The following is a 12476-nucleotide window of genomic DNA, read 5'->3' as shown; positions in this document are numbered from 1 at the left end:
TGCTCCGGATTCGCATCAGGTTTTAGAGCAAAGCTGGCGAAAGAAAAGATGCGAGCGCCGTACGGTGCTTACAGACCACCGGAAAGCAGCCGCGCCGCCGCCGCCCTTGCCTCGTCCGTCACCGACGCGCCGGCGAGCATGCGGGCGATCTCTTCCGTGCGTGCACCGTCGTCCATGCGGGCGACACGGGTGGCAACTGTCTCGCTGCCTTCGACCGGCCCCTTGGAGATCAGGAGATGGGTTGCGGCGCGTGCTGCAACCTGCGGCGCGTGGGTAACGGAGAGCACCTGCACGGTGGAGGACAGGCGCTTCAGCCGCTGGCCGATGGCATCGGCCACCGCGCCACCGACGCCGGTGTCGATTTCGTCGAACACGAGGGTCGGGGCCGAACCACGATCGGCAAGCGCAACCTTCAGCGCCAGCAGGAAGCGCGACAGTTCCCCGCCCGAGGCAACCTTCATGATCGGACCGGGCCGTGTGCCGGGGTTGGTCTGGACATGGAATTCGACGGTGTCGATCCCCTCCTCCGCGCCGCCATTCGGATCGGTGGTGATCTGGACGGTAAAGCGGGCACGCTCCAGCTTCAGCGCCGGCAGTTCCGCCATCACCGCTGCGGCGAGCGCATCGGCGGCATGGTGGCGCTTTTCCGAAAGCGATCGCGCAGCAATCTCGAAGGCGAGGCGCGCTTCGCTCAGCCGGGCCTGCAGCTGCACCAACCTTTCCTCGCCGGCATCGAGATCGGCAAGATCGGTGATCATCTTGGCGGCAAGCGCCGGCAGGCCGGTGACGGGAACGGAATATTTGCGGGCGGCGGCGCGAAGCGCAAAGAGACGCTCTTCCGTGCGTTCCAGCTCCTTGGGGTCGTATTCCATCTTGCGCAGCGCGGTCTCGACGGCCATCTGGGCGTTGGAAAGCTGGTTCAGCGCCTCGTCGAGCAACTCGACCGTTTCCTCCAGAAGGCCCGGGGCCTCATGGCTCTTGCGCTCCAGGCGGCGGACCAGCGCGGCGATCAGCGGCACGGGCGAGGCATGGCCGTTCAGGAACTCACTCGCCTCGTTGATGTCTCCGGCAATGCGCTCGGCCTTCATCATGCGGGCGCGGATTTCCGCCAGAGCATCCTCCTCGCCGTCCTGCGGCGAGAGCACCTCTAGTTCCTCGACCGAGGAGCGCAGGTAATCGGCCTCACGGGCTGCGGCTTCCACCTTGTCCCGGTGGCGGCGCAGCGTGCGGTCGGCATCCTTCCACTGATGATAGAGCGTGCCGACGTCCCCCGCCGCCTCGCCGAGACCGCCGAAAGCATCGAGCAGCAGGCGGTGCGCATCGGTATCGACGAGCGCGCGGTCGTCATGCTGGCCGTGGATTTCGACGAGAAACTGCCCGGCCTGCCGCATCAGTTGCACGGATACCGGCTGGTCGTTGACGAAGGCCTTGGTTCGGCCGTCCGCGGATTGCTGGCGGCGGAAAATCAGATCACCGTCGTCGTCAATGCCATTGTCGCGCAAAAGCGCGCGGGCGGCATGGCTCATCGGCACATCGAAAACGGCCGTCACCTGGCCACGCTCTATGCCGTGGCGCACGAGAGACCCGTCGCCGCGCCCGCCGAGTGCGAGCGAAAGACTGTCGAGAAGGATGGATTTGCCAGCGCCGGTCTCACCCGTCAGCACGGAGAGACCCGGCTCGAAAGCAAGATCAAGCCGTTCGATCAGGACGATATCGCGGATCGATAGCTGCGCCAGCATGGCCCTGTCATATCTCTTGCGTCAGGCGCCGAGCAGGCTCTTGCCGGCACGCGAAATCCAGGAACCCGAATTTTCGCGCGGCTCGAGACCCTTCGACTGAAGGAGCTTGTAGCTGTCGGCATACCACTGGCTGTCGGGATAGTTATGGCCGAGCACCGCGGCAGCCGTCTGCGCCTCGCTGTCGACGCCCATGGCGTAATAGGTTTCGACGAGGCGTGCCAGCGCTTCCTCGATCTGGTTGGTCATCGGGTACTTTTCGACGACGACGCGGAAGCGGCTCGCTGCCGCGATATATTCCTTGCGTTCCAGATAGTAGCGGCCGACCTGCATTTCCTTGCCGGCGAGCTGGTCGCGGGCAAAACGGATCTTGGTCTGCGCATCCTCGACATATTCCGATTCGGGATACTTTTCGACGACGGCCTGCATGGCCTCCAGCGTCTGCTGCGACGTGCGCTGATCCTGCGTCACGCTCGGGATCTGCTTCCAGTAGGCAAGGCCGATAATATACTGCGCATAGGCCGCATCCGAGGAACCCGGATAGAGATTGAGATAGCGCTTGCCGGCCGTGATGGCCTCTTCGTTGCGGCCCTGGCGGTAATTCGTGAAGGCCGACATGACGAGTGCCTTGCGCGCCTCTTCCGAGAACGGATGCTGGCGATCCACGGCCTCGAACTTGCGGCTGGCTTCGGTCACCTTGCCGGAATTGAGGTTGGCAAGACCCTGATTGTAAAGCACATCGGCGGATTCAGTCTCGCCGGCCAATTTCGAAATATCGATGTCCGGATCCGACTGGCACGCGGAAAGAACGACAGACGACGCCGTAGCGAAAAGCGTAAGATAGACAATGCGCGCCGTCTTCTTCACACCAACAGACCCTGCAACAACCATGTGATAATCCCAGTTCAACGGCGCCCCATGCGGACGGGCCGCACACGCGCCCCGCGTTTTATCTCCAAATGTGTGAAGACCGCAACGCCATGCCGGCGCATTAACGCATTTTTATGGCGGAGGTGCCTGGAAAGAAGCAGGAGAAACCACCCTACAGCGCCGCGCGTCATTTATGACGCGGCGCTGTAGCACTTTGAATATCTTCAAAGAGACCAGGGCGCGAATTCCGGCGCGTTGACGGCGATCAGTTCCCGCTGTCCGACGCGCGAGCGCGGTGCGGCGGCTTCGACGACTTCATAGGCCGTGCGATCGCTGAGCAGCGCCTTCAGCGCATAGGCGTTCATCTTGTGGCCACCGCGATAGGAACGGTAGCAGCCGATGAACTGCGCGCCGGCGAGCGCCAGGTCACCCACGGCATCCAGCGTCTTGTGACGGGCGAACTCGTCCTTGGCGTAACGCAGGCCTTCGACATTGATCACGGTGTTGTCATCGGAAATGACGACCGAGTTCTCCAGCGACGAGCCGAGCGCAAGGCCCGCAGCCCAGAGCCGCTCGACATCCCGCATGAAGCCGAAGGTGCGGGCGCGCGAAATTTCGCTGCGGAAGGTGGCGGGCGACAAATCACCCTTCCACGACTGCCGGCCGATCAGCGGGCAGTCGAAATCGATCTCGACTTCGAAACGCGTGCCGTCATAGGGCGAAAACTCCGCCCAGGAGGCACCGGCTTCAACGCGAACCGGCTTGATGATTCGAATGTAACGACGCTTCACGGCGAGGGGCACAAGGCCCACCTCGTCGATGGCATCGATGAAGGGAGCAGCACTTCCGTCCATGATCGGCATTTCGGCGCCGTGCACTTCGATCAGCACGTTGTCGAGGCCGAGCGCATAAAGCGCGGCCATCACATGCTCGATCGTGGCGATCGACGTTGTCGTGGAGAAGCCGAGCACGGTGCAGAGGTCCGTATTGCCGACCTGCGAAGAGACCGCGCGGTATTCGCTGACGGTGCCATCGTCGTGCAGGCGCTGGAAGACGATGCCGCTGTCGGCCTCGGCCGGATTGAAGGTGATCGACACAGCCGCGCCGGAATGGACGCCCGTCCCGGCAATCGTCACCGGGCTGGAAATCGTCGTCTGGAAACCGAGCGTACCCATCGTCATTTGCTTTCGCCTTGTCTTACTGTCGGCTCATTCATTGCCGACATTCATAGTTCATGGCTCAACGGAGCCCTTGGCCGGACGCGCTGCGTCCGCCGACAAAGTTCGCCCAAACGTCTGTGTGATTTGATGCTCCGGCGATGCCGGCGACCCGAATCCTGACTGGCTCCTGTGCCTAGCCTGAATGTAGTAGGTCCCTCAGTGTCATACAAATCACTGTTTCTTTCGCTTTGTAACGCTTCAATGAGCGACTAACCCATTGAACAAAATGCGAAATAGAAAATGCCCGGACCGAGGTCCGGGCATCCCGTTACAAAGCCGTTTGGCCTGGCGTCAGTTGGACTGGCGACGCAGGAAGGCCGGGATCTCCAGCTGGTCGTCCTCACCGAGCGAACGCGGCTGCGGGTTGGCGCGGCCGTGATCGTCAAGCTGGCCGCGACGCGGTGCGTAGAGGCTGGCTTCCTGCGACAGCGGGCGGCGCTGCTGCTGGGCGGCGGGTGCCGCTTCCTGAGCGACCGGAGCTTCCTCATGGCGGCCGAGCGACGAGGTCAGGCGCTTCAGAAGGCCCATCGGACCACGCTCTTCCTGGTGTGCGACCGGCTGCGGAGCCGAACGGTGGTCGATTTCTGCCTTCACGACCGGGGGAAAGTCCTCGATCTTCGGCATGCGCATGGTCTGCGGTTCCTGGCGGATGATCGGAGCGGCGGGCTCGACGCGCTGCTGCATGACCGGAGCCGGCTGAGGCTGCTGCTGCACCGGAGCCTGACGCTGGACCACCGGCGTTTCAGCCGGAGCCGAGAACAGGCGGTTCTGCAGGCGGGCTTCTTCCTGAACCTGCGCAACCGGCTGTACCGGGAGCGGGCGGCTTGCCGGAATGGCCAGCTCACGCTCAAGGCTTTCTTCCGAGGCGCGGATCGCTTCTGCAATCGGGTCGAAGGCCGGCTGCTGAACGATCGGCTGCTGGAGGACGGGCTGCTGCTGCAGGACCGGCTGCGGAGCAGGCGCGATGGTCTGGGTCGGAACGGCGGCGGACGGACGAACTACTGGCTTGCTCTGGCTGCGAAAGTCAGCATTACGTGCAGCCACCTCCGAGGCCGCGCGGTCGATGCCGGTTGCAACAACGGAGACGCGGATCAAGCCTTCAAGCTCTTCGTCGAAGGTTGCGCCGAGAATGATGTTTGCGTCCGGATCGACTTCCTCGCGGATACGGGTTGCGGCTTCGTCCACTTCGAAGAGCGTGAGGTCACGGCCACCGGTGATCGAGATTAGCAGGCCCTGTGCACCCTTCATCGAGGTTTCGTCGAGCAGCGGGTTGGCGATCGCCGCTTCTGCGGCGGCCATTGCGCGGCCTTCGCCCGAAGCTTCGCCCGTGCCCATCATGGCGCGGCCCATCTCGCGCATCACCGAGCGAACGTCGGCGAAGTCGAGGTTGATGAGGCCTTCCTTGACCATCAGGTCGGTGATGCAGGCAACACCCGAGTAGAGCACCTGGTCGGCCATCGCGAAGGCGTCGGCGAAGGTGGTCTTATCGTTGGCGATGCGGAAGAGGTTCTGGTTCGGGATGACGATCAGCGTGTCGACCGACTTCTGCAGCTCCAGGATACCCTCTTCAGCAAGCCGCATGCGGCGACCGCCTTCGAAGTGGAACGGCTTGGTGACGACGCCGACGGTCAGGATGCCCTTGTTGCGGGCTGCCTGTGCGACGACTGGAGCAGCGCCCGTACCCGTGCCGCCGCCCATGCCGGCGGTGACGAAGCACATATGCGTGCCGTTCAAGTGATCGATGATCTCGTCGATGCACTCTTCAGCGGCTGCACGCCCGACTTCCGGCTGCGAACCGGCGCCAAGACCTTCGGTGACCGCGACACCCATCTGGATGATCCGCGTTGCCTTGGTCATGGAAAGCGCCTGGGCATCGGTGTTGGCGACGACGAAATCAACGCCTTCGAGGCCGGCGGTGATCATGTTGTTGACAGCATTGCCGCCGCCGCCACCGACACCGAAGACGGTGATGCGGGGCTTCAGCTCAGTGATGTCCGGCTTCTGCAGCTTGATAGTCATTCCAGTGTTCCTTTCGTTTCCGGCCGCTTCGCCCAGCCGGTCTATTCACAAAACTCAGATGTCGGTCTCTCCCGGCGGCTGGCCGCCGGGAAACCCGTCAGAAACTTTCCTTCAGCCACAGGCCCATACGGGCTATGCGGCCGCTGCCACCTGTCAGCTGCGAGAGCATGCCGCCCTGCGCAGCGTGTTCTTCCAATTCCGCGACCTGCGGATAGATCATCAGGCCGACTGCCGTCGAAAAGGCCGGGCCCTTCGCCGCCGTCGGCAGGCCGGATACGCCAAGCGGGCGGCCGATGCGGACGTTGCGGGCGAGGATGCGGCGGGCGACTTCCGGCAGGCCGGTCAGCTGGCTGCCGCCGCCTGTCAGAACGATCCGCTTGCCTACGATCGGCGAGAAGCCGGAGCGCTGGATGCGGTCGCGAATGAGTTCGAGCGTCTCTTCGATGCGGCACCGCACGATGCGCGACAGCAGCGCGCGCGGCACATGGGTCGGCTGGTCGCGGTCGTCCTCGCCGATCGGCGGGACGGTGACGATATCGCGCTCGTCGACGGCGTTCGGCAGCGCAGAACCGTGCACGACCTTCAGGCGTTCGGCATCCTCGATGCGGGTCGAAAGACCACGCGCGAGGTCGGTGGTGACGTGGTGGCCGCCAAGCGAGATCGCATCGGAATGCACCAGCTTGCCTTCCGCAAAGACCGATATCGTCGTCGTGCCACCGCCCATGTCGATGCAGGCGCAGCCGAGTTCGACTTCATCGTCGACAAGCGCCGACAGGCCGCTGGCATAAGGCGTCGCGACCATGCCCTCGACGGAGAGATGCGCGCGGTTGATGCAGAGTTCGAGGTTCTTCAGCGCCGCGCGTTCGGCGGTCAGCACATGCATGTCGACGCCGAGCACGTCCCCGAACATCGAGAGCGGATCGCGGATGCCGCGCTCACCATCCAGCGAGAAGCCGGTCGGCAGCGAATGGAGGATGGCACGGTCCTGACGCAGCGACTGCTGTCCTGCGACGGCGAGCACCTTGCGCAGATCGTTGGCATCGACTTCCTGGCCACCGAGATCGATGGTGGCAGTGTAGACGTCGCTCTGCAGGCGGCCTGCGGAAACGTTGACTATGAGGCTTTCAATGGTGAGGCCGGCCATGCGCTCGGCGGCATCGACGGCGAGGCGCACGACGCTCTCGACGGCATCGAGATCGGTGATGACGCCGTTCTTCACGCCGCGCGACTTCTGGTGGCCGATGCCGATGACGTCGACATTGTGCGTGCGGCCCGGCAGGAGTTCACTCTCGGCACGCGGCGTCAGCCGGCCGATCATGCAGACGACCTTGGTCGAGCCGATGTCGAGGACCGAAACGACGTGAGCCCGCTTGGAGGAAAGCGGCTTCAGACGCGGCAGGCCGAAATGGGACGAACCAAAAATACTCATGTGCGCTTCGCTGCCTTCTTGAGGTCCTTTGCCCTTTGCTCGACCGCCGCATTGCGGCGTTCCAGCGCGCCTTCCGTCAGGCGGACCGTGGTGCGATCCTCCAGGCGGAGATCGACAGCGGCGACATCCCGTTCCAGAAGCCCCTGCTCCGCCTCCAGCGTCGCCAGCACGTCCATGGCGCGCGGCACATTCAGCTCCGGCAGCTTCACGACGATGCCGTTGTCGAGGCGCAGATCCCAGCGCCGTCCGGCAACCCGGATATAGGCCTTCACCCGCGACTTGATTTCCGGCCAGTTGTCGAACTCGTCGGCAAAACCGGCGGCGGCAGTCTCGGCATCGCGGCCGACGAAAAGCGGCAGCTTGGAGAATTTGTTGTCACGCAGCGGCGCGATGACGCTGCCGTTCTTCTCGATCAGCGACAGGTCGGTGCCATGCTGCCAGATGGCGAAGGCCTCACGCTCCTTCAGCGCGATCTCGATCGTGCCCGGATAGATCTTGCGAACGGAGACGTCCTCCACCCAGGGAAGATCCGAAAGCTTCTGGCGCGCTTCCTTGACATCGAGGGCGACCAGCGAGGTCGTGCCGTCAAGGCCGAGGCGCTCGAGTATATCGATTTCGGAGGTTTCGCGGTTGCCGGAGACTTTTACGTCCTCGATGGCAAAGCCGATGGCCGTCGTCGACGCCTGTGCAAAATCCTGCGAATGGCCGCCGAGCGACATGCCATAGAGGCCCGTCGCACCGAGAAACAGGACAGTCGCAACGCTGCCCGAATGGCGCGCGATATGAACGCGGCCGGCCGCAAGGCTGACCAGGAAACGGACGATCCGACGCAACGGGCGCGGCAGCACGCGGCCAGCTTCCGTGTCCGGAAGCCCGACGGGGCGCAGCCTGCTCTTCTTGGCGCTCAACGCAAACACGACGCGTCCTCCACCATCCACCTCAAGAATTCACCAAACGAATGGCCGGCATGGACGGCCATTTCGGGCACCAGAGAGGTAGGGGTCATGCCGGGCTGGGTGTTGACCTCCAGCCATACAAGCTCGCCAGTCTCGGAGAAACGATCGTCGTAGCGGAAGTCGGAACGGCTGACGCCACGGCACCCGATCGCTTGATGCGCCTTGAGGGAGAGTGTTTGTATTTTTTGGTAAATATTTGGTGAAATTTGCGCCGGAATGACGTGTTTCGAGCCGCCTTTCACATATTTGGAATCATAGTCATAGAAGGCGTGTCCTTGCGGCACCACTTCCGTGACACCCAGCGCCACATCGCCCATGACGCCGCAGGTGAGTTCCCGACCATAGATGTAACGCTCGACCATGACGCTGTCGCCGTAGCGCCACTCCGACGAGGTGATGATCTGCGGCGGATGCGACTGCTCTTCCTTGACCATGACGACGCCGAACGAGGAGCCCTCGCGCACCGGCTTCACCACATAGGGCGGCTTCATCGGATGGGCCGAAGTGAAATCGAATCGGTTCATCAGCCGCTGTTCGGCAACCGGAATGCCAGCAGCCTTCGCGATGATCTTCGCCTGCGCCTTGTCCATGGCAAGCGCCGAGGCCAGCACGCCGGAATGGGTATAGGGGATTTCGAGAAATTCGAGGATGCCCTGGATCGTGCCGTCTTCACCGAAGGGGCCATGCAGGGCATTGAAGGCAACGTCCGGCTTCAGTTCGGCAAGCACGCTGGCAATGTCATGGCCGACATCGACACGCGTAACCTGATAGCCCTCGGCCTCAAGCGCGTCGGCGCAGGCATTCCCCGACGAAAGGCTCACCGGCCGTTCCGACGAAAAACCACCCATCAGCATCGCGACATGCTTTACGCTCATAGAACCCCCAACTGTATTCCGCACATTGCCCCTCGTCGCTTGCGCGGACCTGATTTGCTCTGCCGGCCCGACTCGACGAGCGAGATGGGACCACTAGAGCGCCATTAAGGTTAACGAAGCGTTTACTTTCGTTAACCTGACCCGGCTCAGGACAAATTTTCCTGTGCCGAATCAAAACTACACTTCGATTCCTCTTCTGGAATCAGAGAGTTGCAGCTGGCGCAAGAGCAACGGGGAAATTCAGCGACTTCGAATGCGCAATCCCGACAGCAACACCGGGACGCAGCGTTCGTAAACGGCGGGCCTTGCAGCAAGCACGAAAAGTACGATTTTCCGACCATTTGCGTACTTTAGTTGTTTCATTGACCGATAGGTTGACGTATCAGACGCCCGCTGCCTCCCAAGACGGCTTAAGAAAACCAGAAAGGCACCCCCATGAGTGAAACGCTCGCTTCCGGGTCGCCGACCGCACCGCATGCCAACCGCGCCGGGCTCAACTCCCCGGCACGCGTTCTCTTTGCAAGCCTGGTCGGTACGACCATCGAATTCTTCGATTTCTACGTTTATGCGACAGCCGCCGTGCTCGTCTTCCCGACGCTGTTCTTCCCGAACAGCGATCCGACGACGGCACTCCTCGCGTCCTTCGCGACCTTCTCCATCGCCTTCTTCGCGCGTCCGCTCGGCGCCATCGTGTTCGGTCACTATGGCGACCGCGTGGGCCGCAAGACGACACTCGTCGCGGCACTCCTGACCATGGGCGTCTCGACCGTGATCATCGGCCTCCTGCCCTCCTATGAAACGATTGGCGTGCTCGCGCCGCTGCTGCTGGCGCTTTGCCGCTTCGGCCAGGGTTTCGGCCTTGGTGGCGAATGGGGCGGCGCGGTTCTGCTCGCCACGGAAAATGCCCCGCCCGGCAAGCGCAGCTGGTACGGCATGTTCCCGCAGCTCGGCGCACCGGTCGGCCTCTTCCTGTCTTCCGGCGTGTTCTGGCTGCTGCTGCATGTCATGCCGCAGGAATCGCTGCTGGCCTGGGGCTGGCGCGTACCGTTCGTCGCATCGATCATCCTGATCGCCGTCGGCCTCTGGGTTCGCCTGTCGATCACCGAAACGCCGGCGTTCCAGAAGGCCATCGAGAAGCAGGAACGGGTCGAAGTGCCCGTCGTCGAACTCTTCCGCAATCACAAGCGCAGCCTCGTGCTCGGCACGTTCGTGGCGCTCGCGACTTTCGTGCTGTTCTATATCGGTTCGGCCTACCTGCTGTCCTACAACATCAAGGTTCTCGGCATCCCGTTCGTCGAGGCGCTTGAAGTCCAGCTCCTGGGTTCCGTGCTGTTCGGTATCTTCATCCCGATCGCCGGCAAGCTCGCCGAAAAATTTGGCCGCCGCGAAGTGCTCATCGCCACCACGGTGCTGATCGGCATCTTCTCGTTCTTCCTGCCGGCGCTGATGACCAGCGGCGAAACGGCCATCTTCGTCTTCGTCATCCTCGCGATGGCGCTGATGGGCATGACCTACGGCCTGATCGGTACGGCGCTCGCCGCCCCCTTCCCCACCAAAGTGCGTTACACCGGCTCGTCGATCACCTTCAACTTCGCCGGCATCTTCGGTGCGTCGCTTGCGCCTTACATTGCAACATGGCTGCAGGCGAACTACGGCATGACCTTCGTCGGCTACTACCTCGGCATTGCCGCCGTGATCACGCTGGTCTGCATCCTGCTTTCGGGCAAGGACGAGGTCTGAACCGTCAAAGGCGCGAATCAAAAGCCCGCCGTGTTGCCACGGCGGGTTTTTTTATGCGCAGAGATCAATCGTCTTCGCCGACGACCTTCCAGATCACAGCGCCGATGACGGCGCCGACGATCGGAGCAACCCAGAACAGCCACAGCTGCGAGAGCGCTGCCGTATCCGCAAAGAACGCCACACCGGTCGAACGGGCCGGGTTCACCGAGGTGTTGGTGACCGGGATGGACACAAGGTGGATCAGCGTCAGGCCGAGACCGATGGCGATCGGCGCGAAGCCGACCGGAGCGCGGCCGTGGGTGGAACCGAGGATAATGATGAGGAAGAACGCCGTCAGCACCACTTCGGCGACGAGCGCCGCCGTCAGCGAATAGCCGCCCGGTGACAAGTCACCGTAGCCGTTCGAAGCGAAGCCACCCGCCTGAAAACCAGCCTTGCCGGAGGCAATCAGGTACAGCACGGCAGCCGCCACAATCGCGCCGACGACCTGCGTCACGATGTAGGGCACGAGGCTCGATGCCGGGAACTTCCCGGCGACCGTCAGGCCCACGGAAACGGCCGGATTGAAATGACCGCCGGAAATGCCGCCGACCGTATAGGCCATGGTGAGCACGGTCAGGCCGAAGGCAAAGGAGACCCCGAGAAAACCGATCCCGAGTTCCGGGAAGCCGGCGGCGAGAACGGCACTGCCGCAACCACCGAAGACGAGCCAGAACGTACCGAGAAATTCGGCAGAAAGCTTTTTGAACATGAATGCCCCCTGATCAAAAACCCCGCTGGAGCGAGGCTGAGTCGCGCAACTATCGCGCGATCGAACATAGCATGCTCTAAATTTCCTTGAATGGAGGCTGAACGAAATTTCAAATATGCGAAATCCCTAACAAAAAGGTAGATTTCCTTTCGCGGCGGCCGCCTCTTTGCGCCTCCGGTCAATCGTTTTCGCCGACCACCTTCCAGATCAGTGCGCCGATGACGGCGCCGAGAATCGGCGCCAGCCAGAACAGCCAGAGCTGCGACAGCGCCGCCGTATCGGCGAAGAATGCGACACCCGTCGAGCGGGCCGGGTTCAACGACGTGTTCGTGATGGGGATCGAAACGAGGATGATCACCGTCAGGCTGAGGCCGATGACAACAGGCGCAAAGTCCGTAGGAGCGCGACGATGGGTCGAGCCGAGAATGATGAAGAGGAAAAGCGTCATCAACACCACTTCGGCGACAAACCCCGCCGTCAGCGAATAGCCGCCCGGAGACAGGTCGCCGTAGCCGTTCGAGGCGAAGCCGCCTGCCTGGAAACCCGCCGTGCCGGACGCAACGAGATAGAGCATGGCGCCCGCCGCAGTCGCGCCCGCAACCTGCGCCACCACATAGGGCAGGATGCTGGAGGCAGGAAACTTTCCGGCAACCGCCAGGCCAACGGAAACAGCCGGGTTCATATGCCCGCCGGAAATGCCGCCGATTGCATAGATCATGGCCATCAGCGCGAGGCCGGCGGCCAAGGACACGCCCACAAGGCCGATGCCGGCCTCCGGGAGGGCAGCGGCCAGCACGCCGCTGCCACAGCCGCAAAAGACGAGCCAGAACGTGCCGATAAACTCGGCGGAGAGTTTTTTGAACATGAATACCCCATCCAC

Annotated in this window: 10 protein-coding genes; 1 reads left to right on the top strand and 9 read right to left on the bottom strand. The window is 62.7% G+C overall.

Annotation, left to right across the window (positions count from 1 at the left end; all coding sequences use genetic code 11):
- Positions 1–68: 68 nt before the first annotated feature.
- The 7 genes from recN to BSY16_RS03125 all read right to left on the bottom strand — a co-directional run bounded on the left by recN (position 69) and on the right by BSY16_RS03125 (position 9105).
- Positions 69–1739 carry a DNA repair protein RecN gene (gene recN, locus BSY16_RS03155; protein WP_069058328.1) on the bottom strand — a complete coding sequence of 557 codons (1671 nt, stop codon included), beginning with the start codon at positions 1737–1739 and terminating at the stop codon, positions 69–71.
- Between the two features lie 21 nt (positions 1740–1760).
- Positions 1761–2627: an outer membrane protein assembly factor BamD gene (locus BSY16_RS03150; protein WP_069058327.1), complete on the bottom strand. Its 867-nt coding sequence runs from the start codon at positions 2625–2627 to the stop codon at positions 1761–1763.
- A gap of 203 nt (positions 2628–2830) precedes the next feature.
- Complete coding sequence (gene lpxC / locus BSY16_RS03145) at positions 2831–3787, bottom strand: UDP-3-O-acyl-N-acetylglucosamine deacetylase (RefSeq protein ID WP_069058326.1); 957 nt, start codon at positions 3785–3787, stop codon at positions 2831–2833.
- A gap of 330 nt (positions 3788–4117) precedes the next feature.
- On the bottom strand, positions 4118–5845 hold the full coding sequence (gene ftsZ / locus BSY16_RS03140) for a cell division protein FtsZ (protein WP_069058325.1): 1728 nt from the start codon (positions 5843–5845) through the stop codon (positions 4118–4120).
- Positions 5846–5942: 97 nt separating this feature from the next.
- Entirely contained in the window at positions 5943–7274 is a 1332-nt protein-coding gene (ftsA, locus tag BSY16_RS03135; RefSeq protein ID WP_069058324.1) for a cell division protein FtsA, read from the bottom strand.
- Entirely contained in the window at positions 7271–8191 is a 921-nt protein-coding gene (locus BSY16_RS03130; RefSeq protein WP_069058323.1) for a cell division protein FtsQ/DivIB, read from the bottom strand. Before BSY16_RS03130 ends, ftsA begins: the two co-directional genes overlap by 4 nt.
- Entirely contained in the window at positions 8179–9105 is a 927-nt protein-coding gene (locus BSY16_RS03125; RefSeq protein WP_069058322.1) for a D-alanine--D-alanine ligase, read from the bottom strand. The genes BSY16_RS03130 and BSY16_RS03125 overlap by 13 nt, the downstream gene beginning before the upstream one ends.
- Positions 9106–9540: 435 nt before the next feature.
- Between BSY16_RS03125 and BSY16_RS03120 the strand changes: the two genes are divergently transcribed.
- Entirely contained in the window at positions 9541–10845 is a 1305-nt protein-coding gene (locus BSY16_RS03120; protein WP_069058321.1) for an MFS transporter, read from the top strand.
- Positions 10846–10909: 64 nt separating this feature from the next.
- Here BSY16_RS03120 and aqpZ (BSY16_RS03115) read toward each other — a convergent pair whose 3' ends face one another.
- Both aqpZ (BSY16_RS03115) and aqpZ (BSY16_RS03110) read right to left on the bottom strand, forming a co-directional pair.
- Positions 10910–11596, bottom strand: a complete 687-nt coding sequence (aqpZ, locus tag BSY16_RS03115) for an aquaporin Z (RefSeq protein ID WP_069058320.1) — start codon at positions 11594–11596, stop codon at positions 10910–10912.
- 178 nt (positions 11597–11774) lie between these two features.
- Positions 11775–12461 (bottom strand): aquaporin Z, encoded by a 687-nt coding sequence (gene aqpZ / locus BSY16_RS03110; protein ID WP_069058319.1) that lies wholly within the window; start codon positions 12459–12461, stop codon positions 11775–11777.
- Between the last annotated feature and the right edge of the window lie 15 nt (positions 12462–12476).

Source organism: Sinorhizobium sp. RAC02 (assembly GCF_001713395.1).
Classification (GTDB): Bacteria; Pseudomonadota; Alphaproteobacteria; order Rhizobiales; family Rhizobiaceae; genus Shinella.
Note: the sequence above shows the minus strand (reverse complement) of the source record. Positions and strands in the feature narration are given on the sequence as shown.

Excerpts from the sequence above, each read along its gene's own strand:
- aqpZ (WP_069058320.1), bottom strand. The coding sequence starts at position 11,596 with ATGTTCAAAAAGCTTTCTGCCGAATTTCTCGGTACGTTCTGGCTCGTC.
- ftsA (WP_069058324.1), bottom strand. The coding sequence starts at position 7,274 with ATGAGTATTTTTGGTTCGTCCCATTTCGGCCTGCCGCGTCTGAAGCCG.
- aqpZ (WP_069058319.1), bottom strand. The coding sequence starts at position 12,461 with ATGTTCAAAAAACTCTCCGCCGAGTTTATCGGCACGTTCTGGCTCGTC.
- lpxC (WP_069058326.1), bottom strand. The coding sequence starts at position 3,787 with ATGACGATGGGTACGCTCGGTTTCCAGACGACGATTTCCAGCCCGGTG.
- ftsZ (WP_069058325.1), bottom strand. The coding sequence starts at position 5,845 with ATGACTATCAAGCTGCAGAAGCCGGACATCACTGAGCTGAAGCCCCGC.
- BSY16_RS03150 (WP_069058327.1), bottom strand. The coding sequence starts at position 2,627 with ATGGTTGTTGCAGGGTCTGTTGGTGTGAAGAAGACGGCGCGCATTGTC.
- BSY16_RS03125 (WP_069058322.1), bottom strand. The coding sequence starts at position 9,105 with ATGAGCGTAAAGCATGTCGCGATGCTGATGGGTGGTTTTTCGTCGGAA.
- recN (WP_069058328.1), bottom strand. The coding sequence starts at position 1,739 with ATGCTGGCGCAGCTATCGATCCGCGATATCGTCCTGATCGAACGGCTT.
- BSY16_RS03120 (WP_069058321.1), top strand. The coding sequence starts at position 9,541 with ATGAGTGAAACGCTCGCTTCCGGGTCGCCGACCGCACCGCATGCCAAC.